The 16,245-nt window shown below is 39.1% G+C and carries 20 protein-coding genes and 2 other annotated features; of the genes, 17 read left to right on the forward strand and 3 right to left on the reverse strand.

Going from position 1 to position 16,245, the window contains the following annotated elements:
• Positions 1-64 precede the first annotated feature (64 nt).
• The 13 genes from F4694_RS21885 (at position 65) to F4694_RS21945 (ending at position 11,097) form a co-directional block, all read left to right on the forward strand.
• Positions 65-1,096, forward strand: coding sequence for a glyceraldehyde-3-phosphate dehydrogenase (locus F4694_RS21885; RefSeq protein ID WP_179601873.1), 1,032 nt, complete (start codon positions 65-67; stop codon positions 1,094-1,096).
• Between the two features lie 322 nt (positions 1,097-1,418).
• Entirely contained in the window at positions 1,419-1,793 is a 375-nt protein-coding gene (gene speD / locus F4694_RS21890) for an adenosylmethionine decarboxylase (protein ID WP_179601875.1), read from the forward strand.
• Positions 1,794-1,898: 105 nt separating this feature from the next.
• Positions 1,899-2,297 carry a hypothetical protein gene (locus F4694_RS21895; protein WP_179601877.1) on the forward strand — a complete coding sequence of 133 codons (399 nt, stop codon included), beginning with the start codon at positions 1,899-1,901 and terminating at the stop codon, positions 2,295-2,297.
• Between the two features lie 85 nt (positions 2,298-2,382).
• The gene (gene nrdR, locus F4694_RS21900; protein WP_179601879.1) at positions 2,383-2,844 is read left to right on the forward strand and encodes a transcriptional regulator NrdR; all 462 of its coding nucleotides are present in this window, start codon (positions 2,383-2,385) and stop codon (positions 2,842-2,844) included.
• 52 nt (positions 2,845-2,896) lie between these two features.
• The gene (locus F4694_RS21905) at positions 2,897-4,285 is read left to right on the forward strand and encodes a replication initiation and membrane attachment family protein (RefSeq protein WP_179601881.1); all 1,389 of its coding nucleotides are present in this window, start codon (positions 2,897-2,899) and stop codon (positions 4,283-4,285) included.
• A 12-nt stretch (positions 4,286-4,297) separates the two neighbouring features.
• Positions 4,298-5,227, forward strand: coding sequence for a primosomal protein DnaI (gene dnaI, locus F4694_RS21910; RefSeq protein WP_179601883.1), 930 nt, complete (start codon positions 4,298-4,300; stop codon positions 5,225-5,227).
• 149 nt (positions 5,228-5,376) lie between these two features.
• Positions 5,377-6,249, forward strand: a complete 873-nt coding sequence (ytxC, locus tag F4694_RS21915) for a putative sporulation protein YtxC (protein WP_179601885.1) — start codon at positions 5,377-5,379, stop codon at positions 6,247-6,249.
• Positions 6,250-6,662: 413 nt separating this feature from the next.
• Positions 6,663-8,600, forward strand: a complete 1,938-nt coding sequence (thrS, locus tag F4694_RS21920; RefSeq protein ID WP_179601887.1) for a threonine--tRNA ligase — start codon at positions 6,663-6,665, stop codon at positions 8,598-8,600.
• A 171-nt stretch (positions 8,601-8,771) separates the two neighbouring features.
• Positions 8,772-8,904 (forward strand) — a sequence feature (ribosomal protein L20 leader region).
• A 112-nt stretch (positions 8,905-9,016) separates the two neighbouring features.
• Positions 9,017-9,520 carry a translation initiation factor IF-3 gene (gene infC / locus F4694_RS21925; protein WP_034676878.1) on the forward strand — a complete coding sequence of 168 codons (504 nt, stop codon included), beginning with the start codon at positions 9,017-9,019 and terminating at the stop codon, positions 9,518-9,520.
• A gap of 17 nt (positions 9,521-9,537) precedes the next feature.
• A complete protein-coding gene (gene rpmI / locus F4694_RS21930; RefSeq protein ID WP_034676880.1) occupies positions 9,538-9,738 on the forward strand; it encodes a 50S ribosomal protein L35 in 201 nt (66 codons plus the stop codon).
• A 33-nt stretch (positions 9,739-9,771) separates the two neighbouring features.
• On the forward strand, positions 9,772-10,128 hold the full coding sequence (rplT, locus tag F4694_RS21935) for a 50S ribosomal protein L20 (protein WP_133367531.1): 357 nt from the start codon (positions 9,772-9,774) through the stop codon (positions 10,126-10,128).
• 56 nt (positions 10,129-10,184) lie between these two features.
• Positions 10,185-10,442, forward strand: a complete 258-nt coding sequence (locus F4694_RS21940) for a DUF1294 domain-containing protein (protein ID WP_179601889.1) — start codon at positions 10,185-10,187, stop codon at positions 10,440-10,442.
• Between the two features lie 67 nt (positions 10,443-10,509).
• Positions 10,510-11,097 (forward strand): TVP38/TMEM64 family protein, encoded by a 588-nt coding sequence (locus tag F4694_RS21945; RefSeq protein WP_179601891.1) that lies wholly within the window; start codon positions 10,510-10,512, stop codon positions 11,095-11,097.
• A gap of 5 nt (positions 11,098-11,102) precedes the next feature.
• Here F4694_RS21945 and F4694_RS21950 read toward each other — a convergent pair whose 3' ends face one another.
• Positions 11,103-11,486 (reverse strand): sigma-w pathway protein ysdB, encoded by a 384-nt coding sequence (locus tag F4694_RS21950; protein ID WP_179601893.1) that lies wholly within the window; start codon positions 11,484-11,486, stop codon positions 11,103-11,105.
• Between the two features lie 98 nt (positions 11,487-11,584).
• Here F4694_RS21950 and F4694_RS21955 point away from each other — a divergent pair, with 98 nt between their 5' ends.
• The gene (locus tag F4694_RS21955; protein WP_179601895.1) at positions 11,585-12,076 is read left to right on the forward strand and encodes a dUTP diphosphatase; all 492 of its coding nucleotides are present in this window, start codon (positions 11,585-11,587) and stop codon (positions 12,074-12,076) included.
• Between the two features lie 63 nt (positions 12,077-12,139).
• Entirely contained in the window at positions 12,140-13,225 is a 1,086-nt protein-coding gene (locus F4694_RS21960) for a M42 family metallopeptidase (protein WP_179601897.1), read from the forward strand.
• A 238-nt stretch (positions 13,226-13,463) separates the two neighbouring features.
• Here F4694_RS21960 and F4694_RS31845 read toward each other — a convergent pair whose 3' ends face one another.
• Both F4694_RS31845 and sspI read right to left on the reverse strand, forming a co-directional pair.
• Entirely contained in the window at positions 13,464-13,757 is a 294-nt protein-coding gene (locus F4694_RS31845; protein WP_218895784.1) for a hypothetical protein, read from the reverse strand.
• A gap of 5 nt (positions 13,758-13,762) precedes the next feature.
• Positions 13,763-13,969: a small acid-soluble spore protein SspI gene (sspI, locus tag F4694_RS21965; RefSeq protein ID WP_179601899.1), complete on the reverse strand. Its 207-nt coding sequence runs from the start codon at positions 13,967-13,969 to the stop codon at positions 13,763-13,765.
• A 111-nt stretch (positions 13,970-14,080) separates the two neighbouring features.
• On the opposite strand from sspI, the gene F4694_RS21970 reads away from it, so the two are divergent.
• Complete coding sequence (locus F4694_RS21970; protein ID WP_179601901.1) at positions 14,081-14,830, forward strand: TrmH family RNA methyltransferase; 750 nt, start codon at positions 14,081-14,083, stop codon at positions 14,828-14,830.
• Positions 14,831-14,890: 60 nt separating this feature from the next.
• Positions 14,891-15,134: a binding site (T-box leader), on the forward strand.
• 71 nt (positions 15,135-15,205) lie between these two features.
• A complete protein-coding gene (gene pheS / locus F4694_RS21975) occupies positions 15,206-16,243 on the forward strand; it encodes a phenylalanine--tRNA ligase subunit alpha (protein ID WP_179601903.1) in 1,038 nt (345 codons plus the stop codon).
• Positions 16,244-16,245 lie beyond the last annotated feature (2 nt).

The raw sequence follows: 16,245 nt of genomic DNA on the forward strand, positions 1-16,245 counted from the left end.
TATGTTATACTAATTACATCAAAACAAGTTAATAAGTATAACATATTACGGAAGGGGCCGTGAAATGAAGGCGAGAATTGCAATAAACGGTTTTGGGAGAATTGGAAGGATGGTTTTTAGAAAAGCGATCCTTGAAAATACGCTTGATATTATTGCTATTAATGCAAGTTATCCTGCAGAAACATTAGCTCATTTAATAAAATATGATACGGTTCATGGACCGTTTCAAGGGGATATCATTGCGCTCGATGAAGAGCTAATTGTAAACGGTAAGCGAGTGAAATTATTAAACAATCGAAATCCTGAGCTGCTTCCATGGAAAGAGTTAAATATTGATATGGTAATTGAAGCGACTGGTAAATTTAACTCACGAGACAAAGCAAGTCTTCACTTAGATGCAGGAGCAAAAAAGGTTATTATTACTGCACCCGGCAAGAACGAGGATATCACGATTGTTATGGGTGTAAATGAAGACAAACTAGACATCACTCAACATGATGTTATTTCCAATGCGTCTTGTACAACAAACTGTTTGGCGCCTGTAGCGAAAGTGTTGGATGAAAAGTTTGGAATTGAAAATGGTCTAATGACAACGATTCATTCGTACACAAACGATCAACGAAACATTGACAACCCACATAAAGATTTGCGAAGAGCTAGAGCATGTGGACAATCTATCATCCCGACCACAACTGGAGCGGCTAAAGCGTTAGCGCTGGTACTACCACAGTTAAAAGGGAAGTTGCATGGAATGTCACTTCGTGTACCTACACCAAATGTTTCACTCGTGGACTTAGTAGTTGATTTGAAACAAGATGTCACAATGGATGATATCAATCAAGCCTTTTTGGAAGCAAAAAATGGTCCATTAAAGGGTATCATCGACTTTACGATGGAGCCGCTTGTATCCGTTGATTTCAATACAAATCCGTACTCAGCGATTATTGATGGATTATCAACCATGGTAATGGGTAACAGAAAAGTAAAAGTGCTTGCTTGGTATGATAATGAATGGGGCTATTCTTCCCGCGTTGTCGATCTCACCTTATATGTCGCACATCTATTAGCCAATTCAAATCAAGTAAAAGTTGGATAAATCTTGAAAAAACACTGTCGATCGACAGTGTTTTTTTGTAGCTCTTAAAACCAATCGTACATAATATAGTTTGTAATTTGATTTTTGTCTTGAGGAGATAAGCTCTCTAAACACAGACACTGTAAAATTTTAGTATGATAGGTTGCAAAAGAAATATAAACTTAGTATACTAGTCATCGTGAACTTCTTGAAATTGGTAGCGATTAATTACTTAAAGGGTTAGGACCTCTCTGGACTAACTTTCCCCCGTGGTAATTACACCGATACTGGTAATAAACGATTTCAAGAATGAAGCAAAAATGTTTAAAGGGGGAAAATGAATATGGAAACAATGGGACGTCACGTGATCTCTGAATTATGGGGATGCGATATCGAAAAATTGAATGATTTGAATTTTATTGAACAAACTTTTGTCGAAGCAGCTCTTAAATCAGGTGCAGAAGTCCGCGAAGTAGCATTTCATAAGTTTGCACCCCATGGCGTAAGCGGTGTGGTCATTATTTCTGAATCCCACTTAACGATTCACAGCTTCCCTGAGCATGGATATGCTAGCATTGATGTATATACTTGTGGCGATTTAAATCCAAATATAGCAGCTGATTATATTGCTCAAAGCTTAAATGCGCAAACACGTGAAAATATTGAAATTCCACGTGGTATGGGTCCTGTTCAACTAAAACAGGCAAAAGCTCTATAATTTTAAAATAAAAAAGCGACGAGGGGTGTATTTATAGTACACCTCTTTTTATTTTTTTCGTAAAGTATTGTAAAATTAGATAAAAGACTATTATTGGAGGCGCACATGTCTATACTTGGAAATTTATTTATTCGTTTCAGAAAGCAAGTTGAAACCTCAGATCATCAAAAAGATAGTTCCTTAGCTACCCGTTATTATAAAGCTACTTTCAACCAGCTTTTTCAATCCGTTGAAGAATTATTTCGCCAGGATGCAGATTGCCGAATTGTTACAGTTTCAAAAGACCATGGCGAGATAGCTGTTGAGATTAATAAACCGATTCCTTGTTTTCTAATCGTTACGGTAGTTTCTGTAAGAGGAATGGAAACAGCAGTGGATTTTAGTATTTCTTCGGAAAAATTTTCACCCATCGGATTATACCCGGTTTTAAGAAAAAGGCTCGTTTCCTATTACGAGAAAATCGACAAATTACATACTCTAGTTAGAGTCGGAAAAAGCTCATAATACTTCTTGTGTTACCGTTTTCTTTCTAATAAGATAAAGAGTGGATAGTAATATTTATGAATGGATTGATTTGGGAGTTGATCAAATGAAGTGCCCTTCATGTCAAAATTATGGTACACGTGTGCTTGATTCCCGGCCGGTAGATGAGGGTCGTGCAACTCGAAGAAGACGTGAGTGTGAAGAATGTGGTTATCGTTTTACGACATTCGAGAAGATTGAAGAAATTCCACTCATTGTCGTAAAAAAGGAAGGTACGAGGGAAGAATTCAGCCGGGATAAAATCCTTAGAGGCTTAATTAAAGCTTGTGAAAAACGCCCTGTCGCGTTAAAAGAATTAGAGGATATTACCCAAGGGGTAGAAAAGGAATTACGCAATCAAGGAATTTCAGAAATTAAAAGTGAATTGATTGGTGAAATGGTTATGGACAGGCTTGCACATGTTGATGAAGTGGCATATGTGCGCTTTGCTTCTGTTTACCGTCAATTTAAGGATATAAATGTTTTTATTCAAGAATTAAAAGAACTGATTAACAAGGAGAAATCCTAGGGAGCTAAAGAACGTCTTTGGCTCTTTATTACTTTTTTAAAGGGTGAATGATATGGCGCAGCATTGGCAGGAATTGATTCCGATTGACCGTTATCTTGTTACGTCAAATGGATTGCTGCATGAATACGACCGCAAAGTGCTGACATTTTTGTATCAGCCCTTAATCGGCTCCACTTGTTTAAGTTTATATATGACTCTCTGGGCAGAGCTTGATGAAAATAAATTATGGTCTGAATCCTCCACTCATCATTTGTTAATGAATTTGTTAAGTGTCAACTTAAAGGATATCTACGAGGCTAGGTTGAGTTTAGAGGGGATTGGATTGTTAAAAACATATGTAAAAAGTGATGAAACTGGACGCTCATTTATATATGAACTTTATCCACCATTGAATCCAGAGCAATTTTTTCTAGATGGAATGTTAAATATTTATTTATATCGTAAAATCGGGAAAAATCACTTTGCGCGGTTAAAACGCTTTTTTAGCATAGCTAAAAAGCCTTTGGATGAAGATTATTTAGAGGTAACCAGAGCTTTTCAGGATGTGTTTGCGTCGGCAACTCCAGGCAGTCTTCAGTATATGCAAGAGCATGCAGAAGATTTGGGTGCACAATCCAATCAAGAATTTATTGGCCGTCAGGACCAAAAACCAATTCAAATTGATACCAATACGTTTGATTTTGAACTGTTAATGGCGGGGCTAAATGAATCACTGGTCCCTCCGAAAGCACTGACCAAAAAGGTAAAAGATGTTATCAGTAACCTTGCCTTTCTTTATGGAATCAGCCCAATTGAAATGAAAAACTTTATTTTAGGGGCAATCAATGAAAAGGATGAAATTGATATCGAGGACCTCCGAAAAGGTGCACGTGACTGGTATCAATTCGAAAATTATGATCAACTTCCGAGTCTTATTAATAGAACACAGCCAGCGGTCCACCAGGTCCAAGTAACGGAACCGAAAACGCAGGAAGAAAAATTAATTCGTTACTATGAAACCACACCTCCCATCGTTATTTTTAAAGAACTTTCAGGTGGAGTGGAGCCTTCTGCTGCCAATTTAAAAATACTAGAGGAAATCATGATTAAATATAAACTTCCTCCTGGTGTTGTAAATGTGTTAATCGAGGTTGTTCTTAGAAAAACAGATATGAAATTTACCAAGGGATTTGTTGAATCAATTGCAAGTCATTGGGCTCGGCTTAAAATAAAGACTGTAAAAGAAGCAATGGAAGCAGCTAGGAAAGAAGAGCGTGGCTTTCAAGAAAGCAAAAAGACTGGAAAATCAACGAAACAAAAACCAATTCGTACAGAAGTTTTACCTGATTGGTTTGATGACAGCGGAAAAGCAAGTGTTAAGGCAGAAACGAAAGACCAGAACACAGAGCTTGAAGCAAAAAAGCGTGCGATTGAAGAAAAGCTAAAAGCATTTCGCAAATAGGTGGTGAGAGAAATGGAAAGGATTAATCGAACAATTAAGCGGTTAGCCTCAAATGAGAATTTTTTAAAACGCTATGAAGAGCAGCGAAGGCAAGTGTTAAGTCATCCTGATATCCATGCATTCCTGACAGAACATGAAAATGAGCTCAATCAGAATACGATTGAAAAAAGCATGAGCAAACTTTATGAATACACGCAGCAAAGTAAAGAATGCAATCGCTGCGAGAGTCTGGATGGTTGTATCAATTTCATGAAAGGGTATCATCCCGATTTAGTACTCGTACGAAACTCTATTGATGTGGTTTATAAGCGATGTCCAAGAAAAGCGATGGCCGACGAGCAAAAGAAAAATCAAAAGCTTATTAAAAGTTTATATGTACCTCGAGATATATTGGAAGCTACTTTTGAGGAGTTTGAAGGTGACTTGGGCCGTCTGGATGCTGGAGACCGTGCCGCTACGTTTTTAATGAATTATGAGGCGGGATTAAAGCCGAAGGGATTGTATCTATATGGAAAATTTGGAGTGGGTAAATCCTATTTATTAGGAGCCATAGCCAACGAGCTGGCTAAAAAGCAAATTCCAACGATGATTGTTTATGTTCCAGAGCTGCTGCGCGAAATGAAAAGTGCGATTGGTGATTCTACATTAAATGAAAAAATTGAGGCATTGAAAAAGGAACCCATTTTAATGCTCGATGATATTGGTGCAGAAGCAGTTTCCAGCTGGACACGGGATGAAGTATTAGGTCCGATTCTGCAGTTCAGGATGCTTGAAAAGCTTCCAACCTTCTTTACTTCTAATTTTGATTTACAAGGGTTAGAGCACCATTTAACCTACAGTCAACGTGGTGAAGAGGAAAAGATGAAAGCACGAAGAATCATGGAAAGAATTCGTAGTTTAAGTGATCCTGTTCTTGTTGATGGCCCTAATCGCCGTGATTAAATGATAAATGCATGTGGATTACCGATATATTTTTCGGTAATCTTTATTTTTTTTCACAATATTGGTGCATTCATGATGTATGAACTTCTATTTTGGCCAATCCCCCCATATAAATGTAATACAGAGTATGGGACAAAGGGGGGATTTGGTTGGCAGAAATCATCTTCCGAAGCAAGATGGATGCGATGAGATGTTATGATCACTTGCTGAAGTGCTTAAAGTATCATCCAAATAATGAAGATATTCTTCTTTTAGAAGATCGACATATAGTAAAAATTTCGGAAAGCATTGTAAGGTTTGGAGAGGTCAAGGAAGCATTCTATGAATTTATTATAAAAATTAAACGAGATGACTGGTTTAGGGCTATTTTACAAGAGCAGTATTTCTTTGAGGATTCAGAAGAGCAGGAGCATATTATCGAGATTATTTATTCTGTTCTTGAAGGTCAGCGTGAGGACCTGGCTGTTTTCATTAAGGAAAATGCGGAAGAACCCAAAATTAGAGAAGCAGTGGAGGAAATCTTTCAGGACCATATTTCCTTTTCATTCGACTCCTTTTTTAAATTTCGATTGCGCCCTTATTTGAAATTGCTAGAGAGTTACGTAGAAATATCAATTGATGAATATAAAATGGAACAAGAATATCAAATGTTTATTCAAACATTAAGGGATTTTTTAGCCAGCCGTGATCCTAAAATGGACACTCTGCACCTTTTATTCGATGAGGAAATCACCTTCTTTGATGAGCAGTTTGAAGAGATAAAAAGGGGAGAGTTGATGAAAATGATTGACCGGAAGCTTTTGTTTAACCATCCGGTTTATGTCGATTCTGCTTCCATTGCACCTTTATTATCAATCGCACCAAAGAACATTCACCTTTATACAAAAAATCCCGAGGAGCCGCTTGTCAGGACCATTAAAAACATCTTTGAAGAAAGAGTATTGATAAAGTCATACAAAGGCTTGCGGCATACAAAAGAATGGATTCAGCAGAAAAACTCCGCAAAGGAAAACGGTGCTTGAAAAAAAATGAAAAAATTGTATGTTTGCTGTATTGATTTTTCAAAAATTAATCATTATAATAACCTACATAGTAAAATATGCGGCAAAAAGTAATGATAAGGACAACAGTATTTATTCACGGTTACCAGAGAGGGAGGACTCAGGCTGAAAGCCTCCTAGCACGGATTGAATGCTTACCACCTTTAAACTTCAGCGGTGAACGCTTCTTTGAAGTGAGTAATCGTCTGACGGGAAACAGCCCGTTACCCTGTCCTAAAGTCATTTTTAAGGCTGTTTTTTAAAAATGAAAAATTGGGTGGAACCACGTGTTTATTAAACTCGTCCCTTTTCCAGGGACGGGTTTTTTTATTTTAAAAAAAAGCGTACTTTGGACAAAATTTGTCTCGAGCGCTCAAATCAAAGGAGGAGTTACCATGTCAGACGTTGTTAAGATTTCGTTTCCAGATGGAGCAGTAAAGGAGTTCCCTCGTGGAACAACAACGGAAGATATTGCTGCTTCCATCAGCCCGGGACTGAAGAAAAAAGCAATCGCTGGGAAATGGAACGGTCAATTATTTGATCTTCGCCGTCCAATCGTAGAAGACGGTTCAATAGAAATCGTTGTACCAGAATCAAAAGAAGCTTTGGAAATTTTGCGTCATAGTACAGCTCACTTAATGGCTCAAGCGATAAAAAGACTGTATGGCAAACAAGTCAACCTGGGTGTAGGACCAGTAATCGAAGGTGGATTCTATTATGATATCGACCTTGAAGAATCGATTACGCCAGAGGACCTTCCTAGAATTGAAAAAGAAATGGCAAAAATCGTTAATGAAAATATTGAGATTGTTCGTAAAGAAGTCAGCCGTGCCGAAGCGGTACAGTTCTTCAAAGCTGAAGGTGACCCTTACAAGCTTGAACTAATTGAAGCGATTCCTGATGATGAGCAAGTTACAATCTATGAGCAGGGTGACTTTGCTGACCTTTGCCGTGGTGTTCATGTTCCTTCAACTGGAAAAATTAAAGAGTTTAAATTGTTGAGCATTGCCGGAGCTTACTGGCGCGGTGACAGCAAAAATAAAATGCTGCAGCGTATTTACGGCACTGCTTTCTTCAAGAAAGAGGATTTGAAAGAGCACCTTCGCTTACTTGAAGAAGCGAAAGAACGTGACCATCGAAAAATTGGAAAAGAGTTAAACCTATTTACTAGCTCTCAATTAGTGGGTCAAGGGCTGCCATTATGGCTACCAAAAGGTGCAACAATCCGCCGAGTGGTTGAAAGATATATCGTGGATAAAGAACAGCGTCTTGGCTATGACCATGTTTATACTCCAATCATGGGAAGTGTCGATTTATACAAAACTTCCGGTCACTGGGATCATTACCAGGAAGATATGTTCCCGGTAATGGACATGGATAATGAGCAATTGGTTCTTCGTCCAATGAACTGTCCGCACCATATGATGGTTTACAAAAATGCGATCCACAGCTATCGTGAACTTCCAATCCGGATTGCTGAGCTTGGAACAATGCACCGTTATGAAATGTCTGGTGCATTATCTGGTCTACAGCGTGTTCGTGGAATGACTTTAAATGATGCTCATATATTTGTGCGACCAGACCAAATCAAAGATGAATTTAAGCGGGTTGTTAATCTTGTGTTAGAAGTATACAAAGATTTCAACATAAATGATTATTCCTTCCGTTTATCCTACCGTGATCCACAAGATACTGAAAAGTATTTCGATGATGATGCAATGTGGGAAAAAGCGCAAAGTATGCTGAAGGAAGCAATGGATGACCTTGGTCTTGATTATTATGAAGCAGAAGGAGAAGCAGCTTTCTACGGTCCTAAACTGGATGTTCAAGTGAAAACAGCTTTAGGAAAAGAAGAAACACTGTCTACAGTACAATTGGATTTCTTGCTTCCTGAACGTTTTGATCTAAATTATGTTGGGGAAGATGGCAAGCAGCACCGCCCAGTGGTTATCCACCGTGGAGTCGTTTCAACAATGGAACGCTTTATCGCATTCCTAATTGAAGAGTACAAAGGGGCATTCCCAACTTGGCTGGCACCCGTGCAGGTCCAAGTCATTCCTGTTTCACCTGATGTACATTTTGACTTTGCGAAGCAGGTACAAGAGCAACTTCAAAACCAAGGCTTCCGAGTTGAATTAGACGCCCGTAATGAAAAAATCGGCTACAAAATCCGTGAAGCCCAAATGCAAAAAATCCCATATATGCTCGTTGTCGGCGACAAAGAAGTAGAAGAAAATGCCGTAAACGTCCGCAAATACGGCGAACAAAAATCAGAAACAAAGCCATTTGACCAGTTCCTTGAGTTGTTACTGGCAGAGGTTAAAAGAGGATAATAAAATTATCAAAGGGAGGTTTTCTCCCTTTGTTTTTTTTGAAAAGAAAAAATTTCTATTGAATAATTTTTCGTTTCTTGGTAGAATAAATTTCGTTGTCATAGGAAATGCATGTTTGACATCACGTCTTTGCTTATGTTATAGTAACTAAGGAAAATTGAATACTAGTTTTGGGAAAAGAAGAAGCACCCGCTTCTCACCTGATTGACGCGCTTGGCAGTTGGCAGGTTTTACGTGAACTATTTAGTTTATTTACTTTTGTTTCGTAAAGTGTGGGTGTATTCATCCGCACTTTTTTATTTGTGTAAAACAAAGAATCTAAAGTTGTTCATTACTTGCCGATGCAACAAACGTCAGATCTTGACCCAATGTTGTATTCGTGAAAACCTTGGAGGTGGCTAATTATTAGCAAAGACATGTTGTTAAATGAGGGTATTCGCGCTCGCGAAGTTCGTCTAATTGATCAAAACGGCGAACAATTAGGTATTAAAACCAAATTTGAAGCGTTGGAGATTGCCGGACGAGTGAATCTTGATTTGGTACTAGTTGCACCAAATGCGAAACCTCCGGTAGCCCGAATTATGGACTATGGCAAATTCAAATTCGAGAATCAGAAGAAAGAAAAAGAAGCTCGAAAGAATCAAAAGATTATCGTTACAAAAGAAGTTCGTCTCAGCCCAACAATTGATGAGCATGACTTTAATACAAAACTTCGCAATGCGATTAAGTTTTTGGAAAAAGGCGACAAGGTAAAAGCTTCTATCCGCTTCAAGGGCCGGGCGATTACCCATAAAGAAATCGGTCAACGTGTATTAGACCGTTTTGCTACAGAGTGCAAAGAAGTGGCAACAATCGAATCTCATCCAAAAATGGATGGACGAAGCATGTTCCTCGTTCTAGCACCTAAAACTGAAAAGTAATAAGGAGGACTATCCCAATGCCAAAAATGAAAACTCACCGTGGCGCTGCAAAGCGTTTCAAGAAGACTGGTTCTGGTAAACTGAAGCGTTCACACGCTTATACTAGCCACTTATTTGCAAACAAATCTACAAAGGCTAAGCGTAAGCTTCGCAAAGCGTCTCTTGTTTCTAAGGGCGATTTCAAACGTATCCGTTTCTTATTAACAAATCTTAAGTAATCTCGATCGATTGATATATAGGAGGGAAATTCAATGCCACGTGTAAAAGGCGGTACTGTAACGCGCAAGCGTCGTAAAAAAGTTATTAAATTAGCAAAAGGTTATTATGGTTCAAAACATACATTATATAAAGTAGCTAACCAACAGGTTATGAAATCTTTAATGTATGCATTCCGCGATCGTCGCCAGAAGAAGCGCGACTTCCGTAAACTTTGGATAACTCGTATCAACGCAGCAGCTCGTATGAACGGTCTTTCTTATAGCCGTTTAATGCATGGCTTAAAGCTTGCTGGTATCGAAGTAAACCGCAAAATGCTTGCTGAATTAGCAGTAAGCGATGCAGCAGCATTCACTGAATTAGCAAATGTTGCAAAACAACAACAGAAGTAATTAATCAAGCCATTCTCATTACGAGGATGGCTTTTTCTATAAAGGGAGATGGGAACATGATTTTAGGTGCCTATATCGTGATGAACCTAATTGGCTTAATCGTAATGAAACTAGATAAAGAACGAGCGAAGAAACATCAATATCGAATCAGTGAGAACACTTTGTGGCTAGTGGCTATATTCGGCGGAGCGGTTGGTACAACAGCAGGAATGCAGCTCTTTCGTCATAAGACGAAGCATGTAAACTTTAAAATTGGCTTTCCTATCCTTGCAGCAGCTGAAGTCATCCTTTTAAGCTATTTTTTCACGTTGTAGACATAACAGCATGACCCTATCTATATGCTTAATTAACAAGCAAGATAACACCTAGGGGGCATGTTACATGAATGAGGACTTGTCTTTGCTGTTAATCATGGTGGAAGCTGGCGGCATTATGGCCCCGCTTGCTTTCGTTGTATTTCATTTGCTTAGATCATTCTTATTAATTCCTGTATCAGTTGTCATCGTTGCAGGTGGGGTTCTGTTTGGAACTTTATGGGGAACTATTTATTCGGTTATTGGTTTAATGGGAGTTAGCGTCTTTTTCTATGTTTTTATTGATAGGATGCCAAAGACCCAGGAGCGCATTATAAAAATAAAAAATCGCTGGTTCGGTGAATATCGGAATCTAACCGTTGGTCAAATTGCTATTTTAAGACTTATTCCATTTGTACATTACCATCTATTAAGCTTTTGTTTAAAACAAAGAAAACCTAAATTTAAAGAGTATATGAGGGCTTCTTTCGTAACGAATATTCCAATCGCCCTTTTTTTTACAATCTTTGGAGAGTATATCAGCACTTTTACCCCTTCTGTTATTGGAATGATTCTTATCGGTTTAACTTGTCTTGTTTATCTGTTGAGAGAGAAACAAAATGTAATTAAATGGAGGGACTTCTTTAAAAGAAAAACAGAAAAAGCCGCTGGCTAGGCGACTTATTTTTTTTGATACAAAAATTCATGTATCGGACTTTTCCAGTTGATTTGTGCTAATGGATATTTTTCATGAATCTTTTTTTCGATGAAATAAAAGTCTTCCTTAGCCATTCCTTGAATGGAGGTTGTATGCTCCGGTGAAAGTGAAATAGAAACAACATCTATACTGTTTTTCGTGGCACCTAAGTATTTTTCACCCGTAAAAACAGCCCCGTTGTAGGTAAGTTGAAAATTCTTAATTACCTCATCATTATCTAACAGTAAAAAGCGTTTGTGTTTTCGTGCTGCTTCTAATTTACGGGTTGGTTTGAGGAGGAATTTAATCGTCCCAAATATCAAGAAGATGCACAAGAAAACTAACAGTAAGCGCAGCAGCCAAACCATGGTAATGCCTCCTGACCTTTTTCCTACTATACGAATTGTAATGAGAAAAGTTTCATTCTCCCCACAGTTTGATATAATTTTGCTTAGGGAGTGATAAAATGCAACTGGAAAAATTATTTAAAATGCAACGTGGTTTGGATCAGCATATTGAAGAAAAACATGGATTGCAGAATGAAGATTTATTCGATAGAAAGGTTTTGGCATTGCTGGTAGAGCTGGGAGAATTAGCTAATGAAACGCGCTGTTTCAAGTTTTGGAGTATCAAGCCATCGTCGGAAAAAAGTGTTGTTTTAGAGGAGTATGTTGATGGAATTCACTTCATTTTATCGTTAGGAATTGAATGTGGATTTCAAAACTTAGATTACACACTTGATATCGAACCATCAGCAGCGAGCACAACAGAACAATTTCTTTTGATTTATCAAGTAGTAAATAAATTTAGGGACACAAAAAGCGAATCTGATTTCAAAACCCTGCTACAATCTTATTTACAACTTGGTACCCTGCTTGGAATATCTTATGAGGAAATGGAAAAAGCATATTTTACAAAAAATGAAGTAAATTATCAAAGACAGCAGAATAACTATTAGCTGTAGATATACATTGTTTTCTGTATAATAAATTTCGAACATACATAAAAAGGGGGCGAAGCAATGGCTAAAATGGATGAAACCTTGACCATGTTTAAGGAACTGACAGATGCCAATGGCATTCCCGGCAACGAGCGGGAAGTTCGCGAAGTAATGAGAAAGTACATAGCACCATATGCGGATGAAGTCACAACTGATGGACTTGGTAGTTTAATTGCCAAGAAGGTCGGAAAAGAAGGCGGCCCGAGGATTATCGTGGCAGGCCACTTAGACGAAGTTGGCTTTATGGTAACTCAGATTGATGATAAGGGATTCCTGCGTTTTCAAACAGTAGGAGGCTGGTGGTCACAGGTTATGCTTGCACAGCGTGTGACGGTGGTTACCAAAAAAAGGGATATCATCGGTGTCATCGGGTCAAAGCCGCCGCATATTTTACCGGCGGAAGCTCGTAAGAAACCAGTGGAAATAAAAGATATGTTTATTGATATCGGTGCATCTAGCCGTGAAGAAGCAATGGAATGGGGCGTCCTGCCAGGTGATATGGTCGTTCCATATTTTGAATTTACGGTTATGAATAATGAAAAATTGCTTTTAGCAAAAGCGTGGGATAACCGAATTGGATGCGCGATTGCAATTGATGTAATGAAGCAATTAAAAGGGTCGGAGCATCCGAATGAGGTTTATGGTCTTGGAACAGTCCAGGAAGAAATCGGCTCTCGAGGCGCACGTACTTCCGCGGAAAAAATTAATCCGGATATTGGTTTTGCAGTCGATGTTGGGATTGCTGGGGATACCCCTGGGATTTCTGAAAAAGAAGCAATGAGTAAGATGGGGAAAGGACCGCAAATCATCCTATACGACGCAACCCTTGTAGCTCATAAAGGCTTGCGTGATTTTATTATCAATGTGGCTGAAGAGTTAAATATCCCTTATCAATTTGATGTAATTCCTGGCGGTGGAACAGACGCAGGTCCGATTCATACTACACATAATGGTGTTCCTTCCATACCAATTACAATCGCAACACGTTATATTCATACACACGCTGCTATGCTCCATCGTGATGACTACGATAATGCGGTTAAGCTGATTGTTGAAGTTATCAAACGATTAGATCGAGAAACAGTTGATAAAATCACCTATGAATAAAATGGATCAATCCTCGACACAGTGTCGGGGATTTTTTATTACATTAGTGGCGGAAGGCGAGATATACTGGCGGATGGCGAGAAACACTGGCGGAAGGCGAGAAACACTGGCGGATAGCGGGAAACACTGGCGGATGGCGAGAAATACTAGCGGATAGCAAGAAATACTGGCGGAAGGCGAGAAACACTGGCGGATAGCAGAAAATACATGGTGAGAAACACTGGCTTATGGCATGAACTTACTGGCGGATAGCGAGAAATACTAGCGGATGGCGAGAAATACTGGCGGATAGCGAGAAATACTGGCGGATAGCGAGAAATACTGGCGGATAGCGCAGAAACACTGGCGGATAGTGGGAAACACTGGCGGATGGCGAGAAACACTGGCGGAAGGCGAGAAACACTGGCGGATGGCGAGAAACACTGGCGGATGGCGAGAAACACTGGCGGATGGTGAGAAACACTGGCGGATAGCAAGAACTTACTAGCGGATAAGCATAAAAATAGCTGCCGAGTAATATCGGCAGCTTCATCTAAATTATTTTAATCCACTTTCAAGCGTTGCAAGCATTTCTTTCTTTTCTTCCTCAGAAGAATTTTTCCAAATGACTTCAAATAAAACCCCTAAGCCTGGCAACATTTTTTCTTCTCCATTTTGGATGGCGTCAACGATTGTATCTTCTAATTCGTCTTGTGAGTTACCAGCAACATTGTGGATAATGGCATTTCGTAAATTTAAGTTCATATGAATTCACTCCTTATTTATCCTGTATTACTCTAATATGTTTTCTAATTTTAGTTTTATTATGTATTTTTTTTGGGATATAATGAGAAAAAACACTGAAGGAGCACAAACTTGAAGCATATTGAATCCATTCAAAATCTAAAAGTAAAACAGTGGAAAAAGCTGTTAACAAAAAAGGAACGAGATAAATCGGGGACATTTTTAGTCGAAGGTTTTCATTTGGTAGAAGAAGCATTAAAACAAAGTGATCGTGTGATGGAGATTATCGTTTCTGATAAGACTGGTCTACCGCCGCGCTGGGATTCTGGTGAAACACCAGTCACGATTGTAACCGAGGAGATTTCAAATTCATTATCTGACACGGAGGCACCACAAGGGATTTATGCCGTTTGCCGGCAGGTTCAACTAGAAGTACCAGACGCGAAGACGTATCTTCTTATCGATGCCGTACAGGATCCAGGAAATCTAGGCACAATGATTCGTACAGCGGATGCGGCTGGCATTGACGCTGTGGTAGTAGGAAAGGGAAGCGTTGATGTTTATAACTCAAAGGTACTTAGGTCCGCGCAGGGAAGTCATTTTCATCTGCCAATCATAAGAGGGGATCTTCATGAATGGATCGAAAAGCTTCAAGAAAAAAATATTTCTGTATACGGTACAGCACTTGAAGGTGCTTCAGCATATACTGATATTTCAACAGCTGAGTCCTATGCATTATTAGTTGGAAATGAAGGAAATGGTGTTAGTAAAGAACTGCTAGCGAAGACGACCGCGAACCTTTACATTCCGATTTACGGAAAAAGTGAATCATTAAATGTTGCAGTGGCAACAGGTATCCTGTTATATTTTTTGAAAAAATGACGATACTAGTTTGAATCAACAAGGAAAGTATTATATAATAATTTACATTATTGAAAAATAACAAAGACGTTGACGGAGAAAAGTAACTAATCAAAAACCATTTAGGGAGAAAGTGCCGTGACTGAAAGCACTTTTATGGGCATGATAGGTGAAGTTCACCTCCAGAGTTGACATCGGGACCACGTGCACAAGCACGTGTAAAGATGTACCGGCCTAGCCGTTATCCGAATGAAGCGAACACATGTGTTTTATACATACCGTGTTTACAAGGGTGGTACCGCGAACTATAAACCTCGTCCCTTTCCAGGGATGGGGTTTTTTTGTTTTTTGGAAAGAAGCTGCCCGAAATTTGCACATTAAAAAGGAGGAAACACGATGCAAGAACGATTAAAGGAATTGCAGCAAGAAGCTATTCAAAAAATTGAACAGTCTTCAAGCTTAAAAGAATTGAACGACATTCGCGTTGCCTATTTAGGAAAAAAAGGTCCAATCACAGAAGTATTGCGTGGAATGGGTAAGCTTTCAGCAGAAGAACGCCCAATTATGGGGGCACTCGCAAATGAGGTTCGTGAAGCGATTGCGACTGTATTAGAAGCGAAGCAAAAAGAGTTAGAAGAAGCTGCCGTTTTAGAAAAGCTTGCTTCTGAATCAATCGATGTAACATTACCTGGAAGACCTGTTAAGGTTGGTAACCACCATCCATTAACAAGGATCATCGAAGAAATTGAGGATTTGTTTATTGGAATGGGTTATCAGGTAGCGGAAGGCCCTGAAGTGGAGCAGGATTATTATAACTTTGAAGCCTTAAATTTACCGAAGGGTCACCCTGCTCGAGATATGCAGGATTCCTTCTATATTACAGATGAAATTTTACTGCGCACACACACTTCTCCCGTTCAGGCGCGGACAATGGAAAAGAACCAAGGGAAAGGTCCAATCAAAATTATCTGCCCGGGTAAAGTATACCGCCGTGATAATGACGATGCGACACACTCTCATCAGTTCATGCAAATAGAAGGACTTGTGGTTGGTGAAAACATCCGCATGAGCGACCTTCATGGAACATTAGAGATTTTTGCGAAAAAAATGTTCGGTGAAGACCGTGAAATAAGATTGCGTCCAAGTTTCTTCCCATTTACAGAGCCTTCAGTTGAAATGGACATTTCTTGTATGATTTGCGGCGGACATGGCTGTAATGTTTGTAAGAAAACAGGCTGGATTGAAATTCTTGGAGCAGGAATGGTTCATCCAAACGTTCTTGAAATGGCTGGCTATGATTCTAAAAAATACACTGGATTCGCGTTCGGTATGGGACCAGAGCGTATTGCTATGTTGAAATACGGTGTCGATGATATTCGTCATTTCTATACAAATGATGTTCGGTTCTTAAAACAATTTTCTAAACATGAATAGGA

It is taken from the genome of Neobacillus driksii (assembly GCF_013409995.1).
GTDB classification, from domain to species: domain Bacteria; phylum Bacillota; class Bacilli; order Bacillales; family Cytobacillaceae; genus Neobacillus; species Neobacillus driksii.